The 21153-nt window shown below is 60.3% G+C and carries 25 protein-coding genes; 13 read left to right on the forward strand and 12 right to left on the reverse strand.

Translation table 11 applies throughout. The annotated features are described in order from the left end of the window. Nucleotides 1-25 precede the first annotated feature (25 nt). The 5 genes from AWB69_RS24660 to AWB69_RS24680 form a co-directional block, all read right to left on the reverse strand. Nucleotides 26-949: a c-type cytochrome gene (locus AWB69_RS24660; RefSeq protein ID WP_062089441.1), complete on the reverse strand. Its 924-nt coding sequence runs from the start codon at nt 947-949 to the stop codon at nt 26-28. Continuing rightward, entirely contained in the window at nt 946-1656 is a 711-nt protein-coding gene (locus AWB69_RS24665; protein ID WP_082913560.1) for a c-type cytochrome, read from the reverse strand. The genes AWB69_RS24660 and AWB69_RS24665 overlap by 4 nt, the downstream gene beginning before the upstream one ends. A 446-nt stretch (nt 1657-2102) precedes the next feature. Continuing rightward, the gene (locus tag AWB69_RS24670) at nt 2103-2594 is read right to left on the reverse strand and encodes a DsrE family protein (RefSeq protein ID WP_062089442.1); all 492 of its coding nucleotides are present in this window, start codon (nt 2592-2594) and stop codon (nt 2103-2105) included. Nucleotides 2595-2634: 40 nt separating this feature from the next. After that, on the reverse strand, nt 2635-3423 hold the full coding sequence (locus tag AWB69_RS24675; protein ID WP_197500308.1) for a sulfite exporter TauE/SafE family protein: 789 nt from the start codon (nt 3421-3423) through the stop codon (nt 2635-2637). Between the two features lie 3 nt (nt 3424-3426). Further along, nucleotides 3427-4146, reverse strand: a complete 720-nt coding sequence (locus AWB69_RS24680; RefSeq protein WP_062089444.1) for an MBL fold metallo-hydrolase — start codon at nt 4144-4146, stop codon at nt 3427-3429. Between the two features lie 196 nt (nt 4147-4342). On the opposite strand from AWB69_RS24680, the gene AWB69_RS24685 reads away from it, so the two are divergent. The 4 genes from AWB69_RS24685 (at nt 4343) to AWB69_RS24700 (ending at nt 6352) form a co-directional block, all read left to right on the forward strand. Next, nucleotides 4343-4777, forward strand: a complete 435-nt coding sequence (locus AWB69_RS24685) for a YeeE/YedE family protein (RefSeq protein WP_062089445.1) — start codon at nt 4343-4345, stop codon at nt 4775-4777. A 1-nt stretch (nt 4778) separates the two neighbouring features. Beyond that, entirely contained in the window at nt 4779-5219 is a 441-nt protein-coding gene (locus AWB69_RS24690) for a YeeE/YedE family protein (RefSeq protein WP_062089446.1), read from the forward strand. A 99-nt stretch (nt 5220-5318) separates the two neighbouring features. Continuing rightward, a complete protein-coding gene (locus AWB69_RS24695) occupies nt 5319-5849 on the forward strand; it encodes an Mpo1 family 2-hydroxy fatty acid dioxygenase (protein ID WP_062089447.1) in 531 nt (176 codons plus the stop codon). 182 nt (nt 5850-6031) lie between these two features. Next, nucleotides 6032-6352, forward strand: coding sequence for a DUF4148 domain-containing protein (locus AWB69_RS24700; RefSeq protein ID WP_062089448.1), 321 nt, complete (start codon nt 6032-6034; stop codon nt 6350-6352). Nucleotides 6353-6605: 253 nt separating this feature from the next. Here AWB69_RS24700 and AWB69_RS24705 read toward each other — a convergent pair whose 3' ends face one another. Together AWB69_RS24705 and AWB69_RS24710 are read right to left on the reverse strand one after the other, a co-directional pair. After that, entirely contained in the window at nt 6606-7148 is a 543-nt protein-coding gene (locus AWB69_RS24705) for a DUF2867 domain-containing protein (protein ID WP_062089449.1), read from the reverse strand. Nucleotides 7149-7343: 195 nt separating this feature from the next. Then, nucleotides 7344-8252 (reverse strand): LysR family transcriptional regulator, encoded by a 909-nt coding sequence (locus AWB69_RS24710; RefSeq protein WP_062089450.1) that lies wholly within the window; start codon nt 8250-8252, stop codon nt 7344-7346. A 102-nt stretch (nt 8253-8354) separates the two neighbouring features. Here AWB69_RS24710 and AWB69_RS24715 point away from each other — a divergent pair, with 102 nt between their 5' ends. The 3 genes from AWB69_RS24715 to AWB69_RS24725 all read left to right on the forward strand — a co-directional run bounded on the left by AWB69_RS24715 (nt 8355) and on the right by AWB69_RS24725 (nt 11347). Further along, nucleotides 8355-8801: a DMT family transporter gene (locus AWB69_RS24715; RefSeq protein ID WP_062089451.1), complete on the forward strand. Its 447-nt coding sequence runs from the start codon at nt 8355-8357 to the stop codon at nt 8799-8801. A gap of 232 nt (nt 8802-9033) precedes the next feature. After that, nucleotides 9034-10464: a DHA2 family efflux MFS transporter permease subunit gene (locus tag AWB69_RS24720; RefSeq protein ID WP_062089452.1), complete on the forward strand. Its 1431-nt coding sequence runs from the start codon at nt 9034-9036 to the stop codon at nt 10462-10464. Nucleotides 10465-10684: 220 nt separating this feature from the next. Continuing rightward, the gene (locus AWB69_RS24725) at nt 10685-11347 is read left to right on the forward strand and encodes a type 1 glutamine amidotransferase family protein (RefSeq protein ID WP_062089453.1); all 663 of its coding nucleotides are present in this window, start codon (nt 10685-10687) and stop codon (nt 11345-11347) included. A 112-nt stretch (nt 11348-11459) separates the two neighbouring features. Here AWB69_RS24725 and AWB69_RS24730 read toward each other — a convergent pair whose 3' ends face one another. Continuing rightward, nucleotides 11460-12332, reverse strand: a complete 873-nt coding sequence (locus AWB69_RS24730; RefSeq protein WP_062089490.1) for a LysR family transcriptional regulator — start codon at nt 12330-12332, stop codon at nt 11460-11462. Nucleotides 12333-12443: 111 nt separating this feature from the next. Between AWB69_RS24730 and AWB69_RS24735 the strand changes: the two genes are divergently transcribed. The 4 genes from AWB69_RS24735 (at nt 12444) to AWB69_RS24750 (ending at nt 15451) form a co-directional block, all read left to right on the forward strand. Further along, complete coding sequence (locus AWB69_RS24735; protein WP_062089454.1) at nt 12444-13751, forward strand: aspartate aminotransferase family protein; 1308 nt, start codon at nt 12444-12446, stop codon at nt 13749-13751. 318 nt (nt 13752-14069) lie between these two features. Then, a complete protein-coding gene (locus AWB69_RS24740) occupies nt 14070-14405 on the forward strand; it encodes an ArsR/SmtB family transcription factor (protein ID WP_062089455.1) in 336 nt (111 codons plus the stop codon). Then, the gene (locus AWB69_RS24745) at nt 14402-14929 is read left to right on the forward strand and encodes an SRPBCC family protein (RefSeq protein ID WP_062089456.1); all 528 of its coding nucleotides are present in this window, start codon (nt 14402-14404) and stop codon (nt 14927-14929) included. The genes AWB69_RS24740 and AWB69_RS24745 overlap by 4 nt, the downstream gene beginning before the upstream one ends. A 99-nt stretch (nt 14930-15028) precedes the next feature. Further along, nucleotides 15029-15451: a DUF1801 domain-containing protein gene (locus AWB69_RS24750; protein ID WP_062089491.1), complete on the forward strand. Its 423-nt coding sequence runs from the start codon at nt 15029-15031 to the stop codon at nt 15449-15451. A 1-nt stretch (nt 15452) separates the two neighbouring features. On the opposite strand, the gene AWB69_RS24755 is transcribed toward AWB69_RS24750, so the two are convergent. Then, on the reverse strand, nt 15453-16454 hold the full coding sequence (locus AWB69_RS24755; protein ID WP_062089457.1) for a GlxA family transcriptional regulator: 1002 nt from the start codon (nt 16452-16454) through the stop codon (nt 15453-15455). A gap of 126 nt (nt 16455-16580) precedes the next feature. On the opposite strand from AWB69_RS24755, the gene AWB69_RS24760 reads away from it, so the two are divergent. Continuing rightward, nucleotides 16581-17129: a cysteine hydrolase family protein gene (locus AWB69_RS24760; RefSeq protein WP_062089458.1), complete on the forward strand. Its 549-nt coding sequence runs from the start codon at nt 16581-16583 to the stop codon at nt 17127-17129. 45 nt (nt 17130-17174) lie between these two features. On the opposite strand, the gene AWB69_RS24765 is transcribed toward AWB69_RS24760, so the two are convergent. Then, entirely contained in the window at nt 17175-18071 is an 897-nt protein-coding gene (locus AWB69_RS24765; protein WP_062089459.1) for an alpha/beta fold hydrolase, read from the reverse strand. Between the two features lie 300 nt (nt 18072-18371). On the opposite strand from AWB69_RS24765, the gene AWB69_RS24770 reads away from it, so the two are divergent. Further along, complete coding sequence (locus AWB69_RS24770; RefSeq protein WP_062089460.1) at nt 18372-19136, forward strand: IclR family transcriptional regulator; 765 nt, start codon at nt 18372-18374, stop codon at nt 19134-19136. Here the strand turns inward: AWB69_RS24770 and AWB69_RS24775 are convergent. Beyond that, a complete protein-coding gene (locus tag AWB69_RS24775; protein WP_062089461.1) occupies nt 19124-19948 on the reverse strand; it encodes a citryl-CoA lyase in 825 nt (274 codons plus the stop codon). The genes AWB69_RS24770 and AWB69_RS24775 overlap by 13 nt on opposite strands. Nucleotides 19949-19950: 2 nt before the next feature. Continuing rightward, on the reverse strand, nt 19951-21150 hold the full coding sequence (locus tag AWB69_RS24780) for a CaiB/BaiF CoA transferase family protein (protein WP_062089462.1): 1200 nt from the start codon (nt 21148-21150) through the stop codon (nt 19951-19953). Nucleotides 21151-21153 lie beyond the last annotated feature (3 nt).

Consider the following 21153-nt stretch of genomic DNA (forward strand, 5'->3'; position numbering starts at 1 on the left):
TCAGGACATCCTCAAGGCGCTCGCCTCAAGGCGCTCCCAGTACCCGGCCGTTGACCTTTTCCCCGTACATCGAATTGGGTGCGCCGTGGTACTTCGCCCGGGTCGCTTCGACAGAACCGGTGAAGCGGGGATCCTGCGGGCGCTCCTGACTATCCATGAACGTTGCGACGTCCCACGCTTGCTGGTCGGTGAGCGTATTGCCCAAACCCAGCGGCATGTTCGCCTTGATGAACCCTGCGGCGTTTTGAATATCGCCCATGCCGGCGCCCCAGTTGAAAGAGTGCGCACCCCAAAGAGCCGGAAAGACGGCCTTGCCTCCACTCGACTGTCCCTGGCCATCCGCTGCGTGGCACAACGCGCAGTGTTGCGTGTAGACCTGGCTGCCGCGCGTGTAGTCCGCTTTCAGCGCCGGCGGCGGAAGCTTGGGGTATCCCTGCCCAGGAAGCTTTTCCCCTACCGGAGCGCCTTTTGCCAGCCAGAAGGCGTAAGTCTCGAGTGCGACGAGCACGGGGTCGCCAAGCGGCGGCGCCTTGCCGTTCATGCTGTAGCGGAAGCATCCCTGCATTCGTTCGGCAAATGAATTGACGTGCCCGTTCTTGCTTCTATACGCCGGGTACAACAGATACGCTGCCCAGAGCGGGCTTGAGTTAGGCTTGCGACCCGCATCCAGATGGCAGCTTGCGCAGTTCAACGAGTTGCCGACGTACTTCCCCGCAAACTCCTGCGTGTGAGTAAAAATCTGCTCGCCTAACTTGATCGATTTACCAAAGTCGTCTGTTGGCATCGATGCTTCCGCGGGAGGCGCGAACACCTTCACATCCGATGGCGTGGAGTTTGGCGCCGATCCTTCGGCCGCGTACGTGATGCCGTCTGTTGTACCGGTTACACCGGCTGCCACGACGAACAACCCGGCGAGCATTCCCCGAGAGATCCTGGATTGACCGATCATTGTTTGCTCCCGGCAGGCGCCGCGTTGCCAGAGGATCCGGCATTGCCCGCGTAGTAGGCGGCTACCGCCGAGATATCCGTATCGGAGAGCTTGCTCACGATAACCGGCATCAGCGCCATTGGACCGGGCGGCCGGGTGCCCTTCTTCCATCCGTGCAGTTGGCTTTCTATGTACGCTGCCGGCTGGCCCGCCAGCGGTGGAAATGTCGCGCCTACCCCAATGCCGCCAGGGCCGTGGCATTGGGCGCACGCGGGAAGGCCCTGACTCCATCGTCCGCGGGTGGCGATCCACGCACCGGCGTCCGACGGTCTGATCGAGTTGCTGTCATCGGCTTTTATGCCCGCGGGCGGTGGCAGGGAACTGAAGTAAAGTGCGACCGCGCTGCGTCCATTCGACGACAACAGCTTCGCGAACGGTTGCATGATGGTGCTCTGGCGTTCTCCATTGGCGAACCTCGATAACTGTTCGGAAAGGTAGGCAGCGTTGACCCCGGCAAGCCGGGGAAAGCCCGCCGCTGCGTTGCCTTCGCCTTTCGCTCCGTGACAGCTGATGCACGCGGCGACACCCTTCGCCGTTCCCTGCGTGGCGATCGTTTTCCCGACCATCATGTCGTCAGCCCGGGCGCTTGCTGTCATCCCCAAGGCAACCGCGGCAACACACGCGGCAAGCACGGATCGTGATGACATATTTCCGACTGCAGCGCTCATGGAGTCTCCTGTCGAGCGTGATGTTCCGTTTCCGTGGATCGGAAATCTTGGGACGAGCGTGCTTCAGCTATTGGGCGAGTTTTCTTTTCCCGCCTCGTATTTGCCGAAGCCGTATTGCTTGAAAATCTGAAACGCGGCGGGCGATCACTTCCGACAAGGCCTCGTGATCCCATTGGTCCGGCCGCTCCAGAACCGAGGTCGCGAATATCGAACATCTTGAGGAAGTGGTCCAGGAAGTCGGGGAAAAAGCGAATGACAAACGACAAGCGCGCAACGAGCAACCCGACCCAGACGCTGGTGACGAGTACTCGTTGAAGCTTCTGCTCGCCATGACTCGAGAATTGCGCAACAGCCAACGCCACTGCAACGCTGAACAAGAAAATCAGCGGGTGCTGGGGTAACGCAATCGGGCCTATGTTCAATTTCAACCCCTTGCTTCTTGCCGTCTATAGCGGCATCAAGCTGTATCCGTCGTGTTGCAAGACAGTAATGGTCGTGAGCGCAGAGAGCGAGCGCGTCACGCCTGGAAGAAGTCCGTCCTGGGAAAAACCATTGACGATCAGCGCTTGCGCGCAAACCGATACTTCAACGCCCGCGACTTGCAGCGCAGCAATGAGACTTGCATTGGCGTTGGGCCGTCGGTCGTGGGTCTGGTGTTGCGCGTCGTTCAACACAATCGATGTTGCCTCGCCGTGGATAACAACGACACATCGAAGTCGATCGGGTGTCACGCCGGACAGGCTGTACAAGTTAACGGCTCGCGCGACGCGCTCGAGTCCTGTATTGGGAGCCTCGGGCTTTTTGCCCGGCGCGCTGAGCGAGAAGACAATCTTGTATGTCGCGTGCGCGTCCGGAACATGGACCGCGCCCTCGGTCCAATGCGCTTTACCGAATTGCTCTATGACGGGACTTCGGGCAGTGGAGTGATCTTGCGTCATGACTTGCCTGCATCGACTGAGGTGTCGAGTTGATCGAGAGTCATCGCGTCTGCCATGAGTGATAAAGCATGTAGGCCGCGACCGAGATGATCATCGCGGAGAAAACGCGGTTCAGCGCGCCGCGCTTGCGTGCAAGGCGGCTTGCCGCCTGGGTGCCCAGCAGGCCGCCAACTACGCCGCCGCCAACGAATTCCGCCGCCACCAGCCAGTCGACCTGGCCTGACAGCGAGTAGTTGATCGCTGTCGTCAATCCGAACGAACCTACTGCAAACAACGACGTGCCGATTGCATCGACGATCTGCATTCGACCGGCGAACATCAGGCCCGGGACCACCAGAAAGCCCCCGCCGATTCCAAAAAATCCCGACAAGCTTCCTGCGCCCAATCCCGTTCCGCACAAACGCGAATAGGGCGTCGGGTAAGCGCCGGCAGTGGCCGATGCCAATGGGCGTGGCCGGAGCATGAGGAAAGCGACAAAGCACATTAGAAACGCAAAATAGGTCAGAAGCTTCTGACCATCGATCAGCTTGCCGACGGACGAGCCCAACGTTGCGCCAAGCACGCCGCTCGCCGCGAACGCGAAGGCCGGTCCCCACCGGACATGCCCGGCTCGCGCGTGCGGGATCATGTTGATGTAGGCGCTGGCCGCAACCGCTAACGCCGCGGTCCCGATCGCGATGTGCGGATTGTGAACCCCGACTACGTAGAGGATAAGCGGCACGGCGAGGATTGAACCGCCTCCGCCGACGAGGCCCAGCGAGAAGCTCACGAAACCGCCGCATAGCGCGGCGGCAATACCTTGTGTCATGGGAGTGGAGGCAAGGACCATGGATCAGCCCTGCTGTCTGGCAGGGGTGGATAGCTGACCGCAGTCCAGGTTCGCCGGTATGGCTACATCCATCATCTTGGGGTTCGGAAGATTCAGGCTCTTCATGATTTCCACGTATTCGCTTTCGGTTTTCCCCGCCAGCCTCGGATTAAAGTGCTTCTCCTCGCCAATGCTCGACGCTGTCCATCCCTTGTAATCGTGAGCGGGATAGAGTGTGGTTGCGTCGGGCAGCTTGAACAGCTTGTTGACGATGGAATCCCATGACCGATGCGCGTCGCCACCCTGAAAGTCCGTGCGCCCGCTGCCGCGAATGAGCAGGACATCGCCGCTGAAAACGGCTTGCGGTGCTAAAGGGTTCAGCACGAAGCTAAAGGACTCGTCGGTGTGTCCAGGCGTATAGAGCGCGCGTAGCGCGATGCCGTCGATACGCAGGATTTCGTCGTCACGCACATGCTGCGATACGCAATGCGCCTTCGACAATTCGCCCATAATCGTTGTGCAATGCGTGGCGTCTCGCAGGTCACCAAGCGCTGTGATGTGATCGGCGTGGGTGTGGGTGTCAATGGCGTGAACCAGGTGCAGATCCAACTGCTCGATCACCTTGAGATATTGCTCAAGCTGTTCCTTGACGGGGTCGATGATCACTGCCTCCCCGCCTGCCCGAGAGGCCAGCACATAGGTGTATGTGCTCGATTGAGTGTCGAAGAATTGCCGGAAAAGCATTGCTTTATAACCTTGAAAAAATCGCTATATTACTTTTTCATATAAGCTTATATTAATAGAGAATATAGTATCGGGCGGCCGGAAAGTCAACGGGTGGAAGGCGTCATGGGCCGGGAATGCGGCTATCAGGATGGAAGATGACGCGAGCCGGCGTTGGTGAAACCTGCAACTGAAAACGAAGAAGGGACGACGAACGATGATGGTTGACTGGGTGAATTTCACACCGATCAAGTCCCTGCTGGGAGGCGCGATGATCGGTTTGTCCGCGGCGCTTCTTATTCTCCTCAACGGACGTATTGCCGGGATAAGCGGGGTTCTTGGTGGCCTTCTGACCGCTGGCGGATGGCGCGATAGATGGAGAATTTCCTTCGTTGCAGGACTGGTTGCCGCGCCGGTGCTTTATGTTTTGACGAGACCGCTACCCCCGATCGTTATCCAGGCCAGCGTGCCGTTTCTTATCCTTGGCGGCTTGCTGGTCGGCTTTGGCGCACGCGCGGCAAGCGGCTGTACGAGTGGCCATGGCGTGTGCGGAATATCGCGAGGGTCGATCCGCTCGGTTGCAGCGACGTTGACATTCATGGCGGCGGGCTTCGTGACGGTCTTCGCTATCAGACATCTGTGGGGCGGCTAGCATGCGAAACGTGAGTTCGTTTCTGGTCGGGCTGCTTTTCGGTGGCGGCCTGATTGTGTCCGGCATGGCGAACCCTTCGAAAGTGCTGGGTTTCCTGGACCTCGCGGGGAACTGGGATCCTTCGTTAGTCTTTGTCATGATTGGTGCAATTGCGCTTGCATCAATCGGATTTTTCGCCAGCAAGCGCATTGGAAAGCCACTCCTCGACGAAACAACGCATCTGCCCACGAAGAAAAAAATCGACGTGCAATTGATCGTGGGAAGCGCGATTTTCGGCGTCGGCTGGGGGGTAGCGGGATTCTGTCCCGGACCGGTCATGGTCGCGGTGGGCGCGGGAAAATTCGGCGCTGTGATCTTCCTCGCAGCGATGCTTGCCGGCATGCTCGCTTTTAACTTGTTCGACGCTCGGCGAACTATCCGGGGCAATGCGAATGCGCGTTAGGCCGTCATCGCGTACGCTAGCCAGGGGGGCCGAATAGTTTGAGCGCCGTCCACGGCTTGGCCGTGCACAATGCCGTTAGCCACTCCGGAGGGCAGTGCCATGAAATCCCTGGTTGACCAGCTCGGGCAGTACGCGGTGTATCACCGCGACTCGCGCAACATTGCTTCGCACCTTATCGGTATTCCTTTGATCGTGGTCGCGGTCGCCACTTTGCTGTCGCGGCCGTCGGTCGGTGTGACGGCTACGCTGGCCCTGTCCCCAGCAATGCTGCTCGCCGCAGCGGTCGCCGTGTTCTACCTTCGGCTGGACCTACGATTCGGTATCCTGATGATGATCTTGCTCGCGTTGAGCGTGTGGACCGGGAAGCTGCTTGCAATGCAGACAACCGCACTGTGGCTCGCATGGGGCCTGGGCCTGTTTTTCGTCGGCTGGGTCATACAGTTCATCGGCCATTACTTCGAAGGCAGCAAACCCGCTTTCGTGGACGATGTAATCGGGCTCGCGGTCGGGCCGCTGTTCATTGTGGCGGAGGTGGCGTTCTTCCTCGGCCTGCGCAACCCGGTTCGCCGCGCGATTGAACAACGCGCCGGCCCGATACGCGGTGCTGCGGGCAAAAGCGCCGTTCGATAACTGTCAGCCGTTTGTATGGCGGCGTCATCACCGCCCTTTCAGAGACTTAGGGTTTACACCTAATTCGACAATAATCCCTTGCGCAGTCTGCTATTAATCTTAAGCGCGCATTTACCTACACTTGAATCACTGAAGCGCGAACAGGGCTGTTCGCGACGAAAATCAAGATTCGGAGGTAGGTCATGAAAGTCGTTCAATCGCTTATTGTTGCCGCAGTGCTCGCTATCCCGGCTGTCTCGTCTTTCGCTCAATCGAATGCGCCTGTTACCCGCGCTGAAGTGAGAGCTCAACTGATCCAGGTTGAAAAGGCAGGCTATCAACCCGGCCGCGACGACCCGAATTACCCGGCTGACATCCAGGCTGCAGAGGCACGCGTCGCTGCGCAAAACGGTGCTGCTAGCAGCTTCGGCGGCGTGACCGACGGTACGTCGGCATCGGGTGCCCGCGCTGTCGTGAGCCCCGCGTTGAACGACAACGCAAAGTCGATCTACTTCGGCCACTAATCAGTTGTGTTGCCAAGCCGCACAGAAACCCTGGCGGCATTGAACAAGGTTCGAAACTGATTGATGAGCGCGCAGTGATCCTGTGCGTTCATCCATTTCGAATCAAGGAACAGCACCTCCTCCAGCGGGGTTGCTCCGATCCCGATGGACTTTGCCCAGCTATAAGTTGGGCTTTTTTTTGCGCTCGGACGTCCGAAAGCGGATCTTGTGACACGAGCGGCAGCGTGCTGTGAAGCGGCAAGCTAAAGCTGGTTCAGGAGGCAGTGGGCCAGCCAATGCGCGCAGCGCGGCGCAGGCTTGATCGAACCACCATTTCGTGGAACGGCGTGATAAGCAGGATGTAGGTGCGTCCCAGAAGATTGTGGCATCGCACGACAGTCGATACCGTCAGATAGCGGCCGCCGCCCGCGGCTTCTTCCCTGGCTCCCTGGAACACCGACAACCTGAAGTCGAGATGCTTGTCGTCCTCGCCGAGGACGATCTCGTCGGCCGTGCGCTCGTAGATCCTGAAAAAGGAAACATGCTTGTCACGCTCGAAGCGCGCGGACTCCTCCAGTCGCTTCGATGTCTTGAGGCCAAACCCGGCAACGAGCGAGTCGCGTACTCGCAAGAGTTTTCCAATCCATGCGGCCTGGTGGGAAAACATGAACCGGGAGAGTAGTTCGGGGTCGGTGGTTGCGTTGTCCGGCAAGCGGATGGTGTAGGCGTCGGCAAGGTTCGGGTGCGCGTACATCTGCGTTACATGCGAGCTTGCCGGCAATGCGACGGCGGTCACGGACACGGCTGGATTTTGCATGGGTCAAGCGGCTCCGAGGTGATGGCCCGGGCATGAGTAAACTGCGAGCCTTGTTTGCGACTGTACACCCGCTGCGTATCTCACCTTCGCTGTGGCGGCACTGTACTTTCGCATGTGAACAAAATCACGGATGCGTTGCGGTACGCGCCCGTGGATCAGGCGCGCGCTGCAGATTGGATGCGCGGGCAGCGCGCTTCAGCGATAGTCAATAGATCTTGACATCACAGCATCGCGTTCGGCCTTCAGAAGTTCGATGAAGCGCGCTGTGAGGGTATCAGGCGGCATGCCGCCCGGACGGATAAGCATGGTCTCAATGGGCAAACGGGGCTGAAACGGCCGCAGCACGATGGGCAACCCAGTCAGTTCGCGGGCCGGTAGCGGATCGACAATGGCGAGCCCCAGTCCTTCAGCCACCAAGCCGCACCGCGCCGCCGTGTACTGCGCCATGAGTGCAAAACGTGGCTCAATGCCAGCGAGTGCAAATGACTCCTCGATCGCCTGCTGAAAAACACCAGGGGCGCCCGCGATCAAAGGGATGCCTGCAAGATCGGACACGGCGATCGTCCGTTTGCGAGCCAACGCGTGCCGCCGCGGCAGCGCGCAGACCGCATCGACCGTGAGGAAGGGCTCGCACTCGACTCCTGTGTAGCCGGAGCGCGGCCGCACCAGGCCAAGGTCGCACTGTCCGCTTGAAGCCCATGACCAGATCGTGTCGGGGCCAGGCACGTGAAGCGAGACGCGCACTCCGGGACTCGTGGAATCCAGCTGCCGGACGGCGCGTGGCACGAGCCGCGAGGCTAGCGATGGCTGGCACGCCACACGCAACAATCCGGTTCCTATTTCCCGTATCTGGCGCCCCGCCTGCCGAAGCTGATCGAGCCCCGCATAGGTCCTCTCGACTTCGCGCGAGAAAGCTTCTCCCTCCTTTGTCGGCGATGCGCTTCCATGCCCTCGTACAAACAACGCAAAGCCAAGATCCGCTTCGAGCTGCGCAATCGCGCGACTGACATGAGGCTGGCCGATGCCAAGTGCTTCCGCTGCTCTCGTTATTCCGCCGTGACGCATCACGGCACGAAACAGGTCGATATGGGCCGGGTTCATCATGCCTTATTTGCATGGAAAAGGTAATTTACGCCATTTGACAGCATGGACCGCTGTGCCGTCAAATTGCAATAACGATTCCGCATGGGACCCGGGTAACCGCCGATGCCTGACGTGCTCTTCTTTTCGATCCTCACCATTGTGGCCGGGGCCAGCGTCGCCGTTCAGCAAGTGCTGAACACAAGCCTGCGCGTGGCGCTGAACTCGGCCGCCTGGTCGGGCTTTGTGAGCTACTTCGTTGGCGTTGCCTGCATGGCACTGCTCGCGCTTGCCCTGCGCGATCCCATCCCTTCCGTGGCCCTAGCGGGGCGCGTCCCGTGGTGGGCATTTAGCGGGGGACTGTTTGGCGCAATCTTCATCGCGCTTGCCATTTTCCTGATCCCGAAGCTCGGCACTGCGACCTTTATCGTCCTGCTTGTTACCGGTCAGATGCTCACGTCGGTGATGATCGACCATTTTGGATGGTTGGGGCTCCCCGAACACCCGGTTGATCTTCCTCGCCTCATTGGGGCCGCGCTCCTGGTCGGGGGATGTGTCCTGATCCGGCGGTAAGAACGCAGGCGGATTCGAGCGGGCATAACTTCGGGAAAGAGGTTCCCGCGCACCTCTTGAGTGATCAATTAGATGTACTGATTCAGTAACTTTGAAGCCATCGCCGGAATGGGGAAACATCTTTGAGAGGACGCAGCAACAGCATGAATCAACGCCAACATCATGACCCGCGCGAGCCGTTTGCCCGGGCCTGCTCGCCAACCTCGCCAGACCGCTCGCCCGAGGGAACGCGATGACCGACGTTCAGGCACGTAGATCCTCTATCGGCTGGTTGCCTTACATCGTCGCGGCGACCTTCTTCATGGAGTACCTCGACACCACGGTGATCGCCACGGGCCTGCCGCAGATGGCGCGCTCGTTCGGCGTGGGTCCGAACAGCCTGAGTCTCGGCATGACGGCGTATATGCTCGCACTCGCGATTTTCATTCCGGTAAGCGGCTGGGTCGCCGACCGGTGCGGATCGCGCACGGTGTTTTTTAGCGCGATCGCCGTGTTCACGCTGGCCTCCGTGTTTTGCGGGATGTCGCAGAACGTGACGGAGTTCATCGCAGCGCGTCTGCTGCAAGGTATTGGCGGCGCCATGATGGTGCCGGTGGGCCGGTTGATCGTCGTGCGCAGCACGGGGAAAAGCCGCCTGATGCAGGCCATTTCAACCATCACGTGGCCCGCAACTGTCGCACCCGTAGTCGGCCCGCCAGTGGGCGGCTTCATCACGACCTACGCAAACTGGCGCTGGATCTTTCTGCTGAACGTGCCGTTCGGTATCGCGGTGATGGCTGTGGTCGTCGCACTGGTGCCGAACCTGAAAGGCAACGAACGCCGGCCGCTCGATCTCACCGGTCTGCTGTTGAGCGCCGTCACCCTCACCTCGATCCTGTACGGCGCCGAACTCGCCAGCCAGCCCGGCGAAAATCCATGGATAGCGGGTGCGTTTGTGGCGGCCGGTCTCGTGCTCGGCTTTGTCGCGTACCGGCACGCGCAGCATCATCCGCATCCGCTGATCGACGTGTCGACGCTGAAGATTCCCACCTTCTCGGTGACAATCGGGACCGGCTCGTTCACCCGCATCGGCATTAACGCAGTGCCGTACCTGATGCCGCTGCTGTTCCAGATCGGCTTCGGCCTGTCCGCGTTCAAGTCGGGGCTGTTGTTGCTGGCGAGCGCAGTCGGCAACCTGGGCATGAAGGCGTTGACCACCCGCATCTTGCAGCGCTACGGCTTCCGGATGGTGTCGATAATCGATGTCGCGGCGGCCGGCGTCTTCGCTATCGCGTGCGGCTTGCTGACGCCGGAGTTGCCGCTCGCGTGGGTGCTGATCGTGGTGTTCGTCTACGGCGTGGCGCGCTCGATGCAGTTCGCGACGCTCGCTACCCTCGCCTACGCGGACGTTGCCCAGTCGCAGATGAGCGCGGCCAGCACGCTCTGGAGCGCGGCGGCGCAAATGACGATCGGCTTGGGCATTGCCTTCGGCGCGGTGGCCCTGCGTGGCGCGGCGGTGTTCAATGGCGAGTTGTCCGGCCACGTCTTCACGCTGGACGACTTCCGCATCGCCTTTCTCTGCGCCGGGCTGGTCACACTGGTGTCGATGTGGGGCTACTGGCAAATGGCGCACGACGCCGGTCAAAGTGTCGGCGGTGGATCGCGGCGTCAGGACGTGTCGTGAGCGGGCGACCGGGTGACATTCCCCGCCGGCCGCTTCACTCCAGGCCGCGCGTGAATCCTGAGCCCGCGCGACGGATTTGCAGCCAACCTCCGACCTCTCTGAGGGCGCAGCCCGACACGACTCCCCGATCTCGAATCCTTTCCGGAGGCGATACAAGAAAGGATCACTGAATTAAAAGGGAACTGAGGGTCGTGCCAACCCACCCTGAACGGAGCGCCCCATGCAGATCGCTGTCCTGACGTTCGATGCCTTTAACGAAATTGACTCATTCGTGTCCGCCGCTCTGCTCAATCGCCTGAGTGGGCGAGGATGGCGTGCTTACATCACCGGCGCGACGGACCGGGTGACATCGAAGAACGGGGTTGTAGTTGAGGCCCAGAAGTCGTTGGAGTTTGCCAGCGAAGCGGATGTGGTCATCTTCGGCAGCGGGATGAAGACTGACGAGATTGCCGGGAACCACGCCATGCTGGCCCGCATGAACGTCGATCCCGCTCGCCAACTCCTTGTTGGCCAGTGCTCTGGCGTGCTGATCATGTCGGCTCTCGGCCTGTTCTCGGGTGAGCCGATTTGCACCGATCGGATGACTGAACCCCTGCTCACCCGGCAAGGGCTATGCGTCTCGGACCAGGCTTTCCATGCCCTGGGGAACGTGGCAACGGCGGGTGGTTGCCTGGCTTCGCAATATATCGCGGCGTGGATCATCGGGCGCGGGCTGGGGATCGAACAGGCTGCCAAAGTGATTCGGAATGCCGCCCCGGTGGGTCAGCAAGACGAATACGTGAACCGCGCCATCGCAACGGTCAGTCCGTTTCTGACCACTGAAGCGGGTCACAAGGCGGCGCAGGAACGAATGCGGTCAGGAAGGGAAAGGGGCTACAGATAAACCCGATTCAATGGGTGACGCTCGCTGTTATCCGGGGTGCCTCATTTCCTTTCATGCGTCCGGGCACACCGGATTTCGGCATGATTCCGCCTCTCCGGATGTTCGGAATGCGTCAGGGCGCAAGCGGCGACATCGTTCTCAAGGTGCGGGTCATAAGATCCTTCACATTCTCCACAAGAAGTGAATCGACCGTACCCGAGTACGAAACAACGGCGATCCCAACATGCGGAAGCGGCGGGAGCATCTCCCCAACGGGCATGATCCGCAAATCCGCAGGAACCGCTCCTCTCGTCAGCACAGCGACAGCAATGCCCGCTCTCACGATGGCCAGCAGCCCGTCCTTGCTGACGCTCTCATACGCTACGCGGTAGTTGACATTGGCAGCTTCGAGCGCACGCCGCGCCGCCTGATGGTCCAGCGTTTCGGGAACCGACAAGGCTATTTGAAGGGGGCCGTCGCTTGGGGCGAAGAAGTCTTGCGATGCGATCCACACCAGGTCCTCCCAGCGGATCACCCGTTCGAGGTTGCCCTCCGGGGCGAGCGATACCAACGCCACATCGAGACGGCGTGCATCGAGCATTTTTTCGAGCAAGGGCGTAGGCGCGCATACGACTTCCAGTGCAACCCGCGGATGCTGTGCCGCTATCGCGCGTAGCACGACCGGAAGGAACTCGGTGCAATAGTCCTCGGGACATCCGAGCCGGATGGAACCGGTGAGCCCACGGCCGGTCACGTCGACCAGCGCCTCGTCGTGCGCCCGGACCAGCCTGCGGGCGTGCGACAAGAGCCGGTCTCCGCGTGCCGTCAGTTCCACGCCGCGTGCGGTGCGCACCAGCACCGCGCCATCGACGATCTCTTCGATCCGCTTGAGCTGCATGCTGATCGCGGACTGCGTGCGGCCAACTTCGGCCGCCGCGCGCGTGAGCGATCCGGCATCCGCTATTGCCACGAAGGTCCTGAGCAAATCGAAATCCAGCTGCAACATGATGGCATCAGCTCCTCGAATGGCACGCATCACAACTTTTCATTTCCACCCGCCGGCGTGGTTCGCTTACATTGATCTTCGGCACGCCCGCCTTCCACTCTGGACACAGTCATGTCAGCACAAACCGATCGGGACTTTTGGTCAAACGCTCAGCGGCACCTGATCCGCTACGGCGGTACATTCTCGCCCGTCATAATCGAGCGCGCCAGCGGCAGCCATGTCTATGATTCCACGGGCCGCGCGATACTCGACTTCACCTCTGGACAGATGAGCGCCATACTCGGCCACTCTCATCCGGAAATAGCTGACGTCATCGCCGAGAGCGCACGTAGTCTCACCCATCTTTTCAGCGGGATGCTCTCGCGCCCGGTAGTGGACCTGGCAACCCGCCTCGCCGGTATCGCACCGAAAGGACTTGAACGCTCTTTGCTGCTCAGCACCGGTGGAGAAGCCAACGAAGCAGCGATCAAGATAGCAAAGCTCGTCACCGGCCGACACGAGATCATCAGCTTCGCTCAGTCGTGGCACGGCATGACGGGTGGCGCAGCTTCGGCCACTTACAGCGCCGGCCGCAAGGGTTACGGTCCGGCCGCCGTGGGGTCCTTTGCCATTCCGGCACCCAATCCGTACCGGCCACGATTCGAACGCAACGGTGCCTATGATTGGGCGGCTGAACTCGACTATGCATTCGACCTGATCGACAGGCAGTCTTGCGGTAGCCTCGCAGCATTTATTGCTGAGCCAATCCTGAGCTCGGGCGGCCTGATTGAACTGCCGCAAGGGTATATGCGCGCGCTAAAAGCGAAGTGTGCCGAGCGTGGAATGCTGTTGATCGTGGACGAAGCCCAGACGGGCATGGGCAGAACCGGAACCATGTTCGCGTGTGAGCACGACGGTGTGGTGCCCGACATCCTGACCTTGTCCAAAACGCTTGGCGCGGGCCTTCCGCTGGCTGCCGTGCTGACGACTCAGGAAATCGAGAATCAGGCACACGAACGCGGGTTCCTTTTCTATACGACGCACGTGTCGGATCCGATGCCGGCAGCCGTCGGCCTCAAGGTCATCGAGATCATAGAGAGGGATGGGCTGGTTGAACGCGCTGGTGAAATGGGTACCCGTTTGCGCGACGGTCTGGAGAGCCTTCAAAGCCGCTTCGAATGCATAGGCGATGTGCGCGGACGCGGGTTGATGCTCGGGATCGAAATTGTCGGCAACAGATCAACAAAGGCCGCAGCCCCGGCTCTTTCCGCTGCCATCACACGTCGCTGCCTCGAACTTGGCTTGCACATGAATATTGTTCAGTTGCCCGGACTTGGAGACGTCTTCCGCCTCGCTCCGCCGCTTACCATTGCGGAGGCTGAGGTCGACAGGGGGTTATCGATCATCGAGCAAGCTATCGAGGAAAGCGTGAGCATGTGACACGCAATGCCACGTTGCGAATGGCAGGACGCCCATGTGCGAAAAGAGTCGTTCGGTTAGTCGCAAATAATGATTGTTCCAGCCGGATGGGCCCGCGCACCGTCGCATTGGCGAACGGTTCGCTAAGCTCGCGTTCGGCCGCGGCGAGCTGTTTTCCGTCGAGGGTCCAACACCATAAGGGTCGGCAAGGTTCCGCTAAAGGACACTTGAGCTGAACGTGTGAATGGGCCTTGATGGGCGGCCCCGTCCGTCGCTCAATGGCACCCCTTGCGTGCGCGTGGCTTGACACGTATATACTTTATCAAGTATATACGTGAAATGGAATCAACATTTGCAGTCATCGCCGAGCCGAGCCGCCGCGCCATCCTGAGTCTGCTTGCATCCTCCGAGCAGTCCGTAGGTGATATAGAGGAGAAGCTGAACCTCCCGCAGCCCTCGGTTTCAAAACATCTGCGAGTCCTTCGCGAGGCCGGATTCGTGGAGTCGCGCGTTGACGCACAGCGGCGTCTATACCGGATCAAACCGGAACCGCTGATGGAGATAGACGCCTGGCTCGCTCCGTTCCGCCAGTTCTGGTCGGTTCACGTCGACGCTCTCGAACGCCACCTTGACCAGACGAATCCTGTACCGCGCCGAAAGGGGAAAAAACGATGAGCAACCGCGACGAATACCTGCCGGGTCCTGCCGCCGGCGCAGAAGTCCGAAAGGATGGGGACAAGTGGACACTCATTCTGGTCCGCGAGTTGCGCCATCCGCCCGAGAAAGTGTGGAAAGCGTTGACCGACCCGGCCAGTCTGCGTGAATGGGCGCCGTTCGATGCCGACCGGAGCCTCGCTGCTGTCGGCCCGGTCAAGCTTTCGACAGTCGGAACGCCGACGCCGCAAATTTCGGAGACGCAGGTCACGCACGCCGACGCGCCGACCCTGCTCGAGTATCGCTGGGGCGACAACGACATGCGATGGCAACTTGAGCCGCTCGGCGAAGGCACGCGTCTCACGCTCTGGCACAACATCGATCGCGGTTTCATATCTATGGGTGCAGCCGGCTGGCACATCTGCCTGGATGTGCTCGATCGGTTCGTGGCCGGGAACCCCATCGGGCGTATTGTCGGTGGCGAAGCAATGAAATTCGGTTGGCCGCGCTTGAACACCGAGTATGCGAAGCAGTTTGATATCTGAGCCCCGGAGCGCGACGCAGCCGAAGGCGTTCAGCTTTCCGGGCGCAGTGAAAGGCTTGCCCCGAAATCTGGAAGGGTCTTGAAGTTTCAGGAGGAGAACATGAAAAAGCCGGGTTTTAGCGAGGACGAGTCCGCATCCGGGTTGATTGACAAAAGAATCACGGATCTCGGGGACTGGCGCGGGGAGACGTTGAGCAGGATGCGCGAGCTCATCAAGGAGGCTGACCCGGACGTTGTGGAGGAGTGGAAGTGGATGGGCACTCCGGTCTGGTCGCACGACGGGATCATTTGCACCGGCGAGTCCTACAAGTCGGTCGTGAAGCTGACCTTTGCCAAGGGGGCTTCGTTGGATGACCCGGCCAAGCTTTTCAACTCGAGCCTCAACGGGAACACAAGACGCGCGATCGACATCCATGAGGGGGAGGAGGTCGACTCGGGCAAGTTCAAAGCGCTTATCCGTGCGGCGATCGCCCTGAATACATCCGCTGCGAAGGCCAAGACAAAGGCAAAGCGAGCGAAGTAGGTCACGCCTGCTTTGCCTGCAGAGTTGACGAAGCACCCTGGCCTTGGCTTTGCACTCGAAAGCGTCTTCTGTAGTCCCCTGGAGACAGCCCGGTGAGCTTGATGAAGACTTTTCGGAATGACCCGACATCCTCGTAACCGACTTTCCAGGCGACCTGGTCGAACGACTGTTGGCTCGTTTCGAGCATCTCACGCGCTTTGCCGACCCGAAGATGCTGGCAATACTCAGTCGGGCGAAGACCGGTCGCCTTCTGGAAGCGACGAAGAAATGTCCTCTCCTCCAACCCGGCGCGCTGAGCCATCAAAGCGATCGTGGGATGGTGGGCACTGTCCTCTTGTAACCAGTGCTGCACTTCAAGAATCGTTTTGTCGCCGTGATTGAGCTTTGGAGAGAAGGCACTGTAGTAGCGTTGCTCTCGTCCCGGGGGATCGACCAAAAGAAAACGAGCAGTCTCCACCATGGCTGCAGAACCGAGCAGACGGTCGACTATCCTGAGCCCCAGGTCGGGCCATGCCATCAAGCCGCCGGCGGTAAGAATGTCGCCATCGTCAATCAGGAGTTTGTCAGCATCGACGTGGATTTCTGGAAAGCGCTCAGCGAGGAGCTGTGCCTGCGACCAATGGGTTGTCGCCGAGCGCCTCGCGAGCAGGCCGGTCTGGGCAAGAAGGAATGTCCCGACACAAACGGACGCCAGCACAGCGCCTCTCGCATGACAATCGTTCAGCCATTGCACGATCGGAGCGAAAGCATCGCCAATGGGCAGCCCCCCGAGCGAGGGCGGAACAATCACGAAATCAGGTGCGCTATCCGCCCACGGCGGGGAAGAGCTGCCGGCATCAAACTGAATGTGGCTTACCCTGAGCACCGGGTGTTCAATATTTTTTGATCGCTGAAATAAGCGCTCAGCAATCTGGAACAGGTCCGTTAGCCCGTGAACGGCGGCAAGCTGGCTCCCCGGATATATCAGCAATGCTATTTCGACGGGAGCTATTTTCTTTGCCATTGTCAGTTTTACCTCGTTTTTTGTCAGTCCTGCCAATTCGCTAATCCACCGCGCAAGCTTACTCTTGAGTCTCGGAGAACGATCGCGTTTCTAATCAATACCCGTCATCAATACCAGGAGATGGACATGACCAAGCGTGCACTCATCATCGTAGACCTGCAGAACGATTATTTCCCAGGAGGGAAATGGACGTTGACGGGCATCGAGGCCGCTGCCGCGAACGCGGCGCAACTTCTTCAATCGGCACGTGCTGCCGGGCATCTCGTCGTGCACGTTCGCCACGAGTCGCCGAAGAGCGACGCGGCGTTTTTCGTTGCAGGTTCCAAAGGTGCCGCGATCGCTCCGCAAGTGATCAACAAGGAAGGAGAACACGTTGTCTTGAAGCATCAAATCAATGCCTTTCGTGACACCGATCTCAAGAATATCCTGGACACCAACGGTATAGAAGAAGTGGTTATTGCCGGAGCAATGAGCCACATGTGCGTGGACGCAATCACGCGGGCGTCTGTCGACTTTGGCTACAAGGCGACGGTCATACACGACGCCGTTGCTACGCTCGACATGGAATTCGGCGGCGTTAAAGTTCCAGCCGCTCACGTGCATGCGGCCTTCATGGCAGCGCTTGGTTTCGCCTATGCAACCATGTTGTCCACGGACGAATACATCAACGCTTAGTTCAGGTTGAAAATCCGTCTCGCTCACCCGCAAGCGATCCGGCAGTCACTCGCCGCGCAGATGCGCGATAACCAGATCCGCCACTGCGCCGGGTGCTTCGCGAGGCGGAAAATGCCCCACGCCGTCCAGCACCACCCGCCTGTACCCGCCGGTGAAATGCCCTTCCAGCCCTTCCGATGAAACCGGTTCGTCGCAGAAATCGGCGCCGCCCTGGATCATCAGCGTGGGCGTGGAAAGCTGTTCGATGGTCGCCAGCTTTTCCCGCAGCACGGCATACGCCGGATCCGACGCCTCGCCGCCACGCCAGCGCCGCCGATAACCGTTGAGCGTGATAGGCACCCAGTCGGGGTTATCGAAGGCGGCGGCGGTGCGGGCGAATTCTGCGTCGTCGAACCAGCCGGGCGGCGACCACGTGTCCCATTGCAGACGGGCGAAACCTTTGGGATCGGCGGCGACCGCTGCGGGAGCGGCATCGAGCGTCATGAACCATTGATACCAATGCTTTCGCGCTTGCGAAAAGTGCGGCAATTCGAACGCTCCTTTCGGCTGGAACGCCAGCGCGAGTGCAGCGATGCGTCCAATGCGCCCGGGAAACAGCGCCGCCAGCGTGTAGGCCGTGCGTCCGCCCCAGTCATGGCCGACGACATCGAAACGATTGATTCCCAGGACATCGGCCAGATCGATCACGTCTTGCGCGAGCGCCACGCCGGAACCATCGCGCACCGCGTCCGCCGATAGAAAGCGCGTGTTGCCGGCGCCGCGCAAGTCCGGAACAATCGCTCGAAAACCGGCTGTGGCCAGGCGTTCCACCACGGGCGTCCAGGCTCGCGCCGCGTCGGGCCAGCCGTGCATCAGCATGACCGGCGGCCCGTCGGCGGGTCCTGACGCGGTGTATGCAATCTCGAGTTTAGGTGTGCGTGCCAGCAGGTTCCGATCGTCCATGTGCGTTCTCCAGGAGAGTGGCCAGTTACGTTCGACGCATAAATGCTGCCACGTATTCCAGAGCCCCGCATGAGGGCGCGTGACATAAAAAAGCAACTAACGATCTGGCCGCCACTCACCCTTGAGTTTGTCGTTTGCTTTTTGCCCGATCAAAGCGCTTTCGAGATCCATCAAGACACGTTCCGCAGGCCTGGGGGTTTTCAGCCTCCATATGAACCGTATGAGACGCGCTCGGCATCGCGTAAAATTTCCTCTTCGATACCAACACAAGACGAGACGCGTCGTCAACGTCGCTTAACCATGCAAACGCCCGAGATCCGACCTGGCCCGAAAGAGAGCGAAGGCGTTGCCGTCATCGACCGTGCTTGCGCGATCCTGTTCGCGTTCAAACCGGACGATGGGTCGTTGACGCTCGCCGAGCTCGCGGCGCGTACCGGGCTCTACAAAAGCACGCTGCTCCGGTTGGCGGGCGCGCTGATCCAGCACCGCTTGCTGCTGCGTCTCGACGACGGCCGCTATCAGCTTGGCCCGGCCACCTTCATGCTCGGCGCGCTGTATCAACGCAGCTTGAATCTCGGCGATATCGTCGTCCCGCTCATGCGCGAGCTTGCCGAAATCAGCGGCGAAAGCGTGTCGTTCTATGTTCGCGACGAAGCGGTGCGCGTGTGCTTGCATCGTGTGGACTCGACGCATGCGGTGCGTTATCACGTTCGCGAGGGCGATGTGCTGCCGTTGGAAAGCGGTTCGGGCGGTTTGGCGTTGCTGGCGTTCGGCGGGGCTGAAGGCGAAGTGTTCCAGCGCATTCGCGACGACTTTTACTGCGTCTCCATGGGCGAACGTGACCGCGAGACAGCCGGTATTTCGATGCCCATATTCGGCGTGCGCCAGACTGTGCGCGGCGTGCTCACGCTGGCCGGTCCGAGTTCACGAATAGATCAGGCGTTCGTCGAGCGAAACATCGGCGCGTTGTTCGATTGCGCTGCGCGTGCAACCGACGCGCTCGGCGGCGATGCGCGCGCGTTGCGCAACGCGCAACGCCACACGGCCATGGTTCAGGGCAAATGACGCTCAGGTTTGCCGGTATATTTGTAGTCCATCTGACGCGGCATCGGGCCTTTATTGCGCTCGTTGCGCCCGCGCTGTTCCCACGCGTGTGACAAGATCCCGACCGCACGCGATAAGCAAAACACCCCGCGCGCCAACTCCGGCGCGAAGCCGAGTTCCGCATAGATCACGGCCGTTGCGCCGTCGATGTTCATTGGCACCGGCTTGTTTTTCCGCTGCTTCAGCAAGGCTTCAATACCACGCGCAACCGCGGCGTATCGTCCGCTGATCGCGCCTTGTTCGACGCTGGCATCGACTAAGGCAAGCAGCTTGACCGCACGCGGATCGACAGGATGAAAACGATGTCCCAAGCCCGGCAGGTACTTGCCCTTCGTTTCAATAAACGTGTCCACGCCTTGCGCGACGGCATCGCTCAACGTGGCGCCCGCATCTTCCAGTGCGACGATGGAATCATATAGCTCGACCGCTTGCTGGCCCGCGCCGCCGTGGACATCGTCGAGCGCATTGATCGCCGACGCCATCGCGCCGTTCAACGGCAAACCGCAACTCGTCGCCATGCGCGAGATGGCGATGGACGGTGCATGCGGACCATGATCCACCGATGCCACGAGCGCCGCTTCAAACAAGCTCGCCTGTGCCTTATCCGGCAATTCGCCACGCAACATCAGCCAGATCATCTGCGGGAAACTGACCGCGCCGATCAGCTCCTGAATCGGAAAGCCACGGACGTTGATCGATCCCGGATGGATATCGATGATCGATGTGCTCCAGTAATCGGCGGCGAGCGTAGCGGCGTCAAATGTTTGCGTCATGGTCAGATCACTCCTTCGGCGCGTAGTTCGTTGATCTGTGTGTCGTCGAAACCGAGCGTTGCAAGATGTTCGCGCGTGTTGGCGGACAACGTCGGCGCGGGGGTGGAGGGCGCGGTGTCGACATCGGAGAAACGGAAACCCGCGCGGGTGACACGCTGCCGCGTGGCGGCGTCGTCGCCGTTGAACTCGTGCACGAACTCACGCGATACCAAATGCGGATGCGCGAGGATCTCCGGCACCGACATCACACGTCCTGCGGGCACACCGGCCTCGGTAAGCTTCGCATCCCAATTCATTGCGCTGTCGGTGGCCAACGCCGCTTCAATCTCGGCCTTCAATGCCGCGCGATTCACCTTGCGCGTATTGCGCTCGGAAAAGCGCGGATCATCGGGGAGATCCGGCCGCCCGATCAACCGGCACAAACTCACGAACTGCTTCGTTTCGTTCGCCGCGATGTTGAGCAAACCATCGCCCGTCCTGAACGTGCCCGAGGGAGCTGCGGTGAAGTTTTCGTTGCCCATCGGCGCGGGGGTGACGCCCGCGTTCAGATAGTTCGACACGACCCAGCCCATGGTCGAGAGCGTGGCTTCGAGCATGGATACATCGAGCATCCGGCCGCGACCGTTCGCGCGGGCATCGACCAGCGCCGCGCAAATGCCGAATGCCGCAGTCAGGCCGCCGACCGTGTCCGAGACCGGATAACCTACGCGTAGCGGCGCGCTTTCCGCATCGCCCGTCACGCTCATTACGCCGGAAATGCCCTGGATGATCTGGTCGTACGCCGGGCGCTTCGAAAATTCGCCATCCTTACCAAAGCCTGAGATCGCGCAATAGATGAGCCTGGGATTGATCTGGCTCAAAGCCTCGTAGCCAAGATCCAACCGAGTCATCACGCCGGGCCGGAAGTTCTCCACGAGCACATCCGCCGTCTTCACGAGCGAGCGCAGGATCTCCTTGCCGCGCGCATCTTTCAGGTTCAGCGTGATCGACTGCTTGCCTGCATTGACGGCCACGAAGGACGTCCCCATGTCGCGCGCCGACGCGTCTTTATCGGCACCCAGGCGCCTAGCCAGATCGCCGCCTTCCGGGTGCTCGACCTTGATCACTTCCGCGCCGAGCAGCGCGAGTTGATACGCGCAGAACGGCCCGGCCAATACATTCGATAAATCCAGCACCCGCACGCCAGCTAATGGAAGCGTCATGTC

This window comes from Caballeronia udeis (assembly GCF_001544555.2).
In the GTDB taxonomy this organism is placed as follows: Bacteria; Pseudomonadota; Gammaproteobacteria; order Burkholderiales; family Burkholderiaceae; genus Caballeronia; species Caballeronia udeis.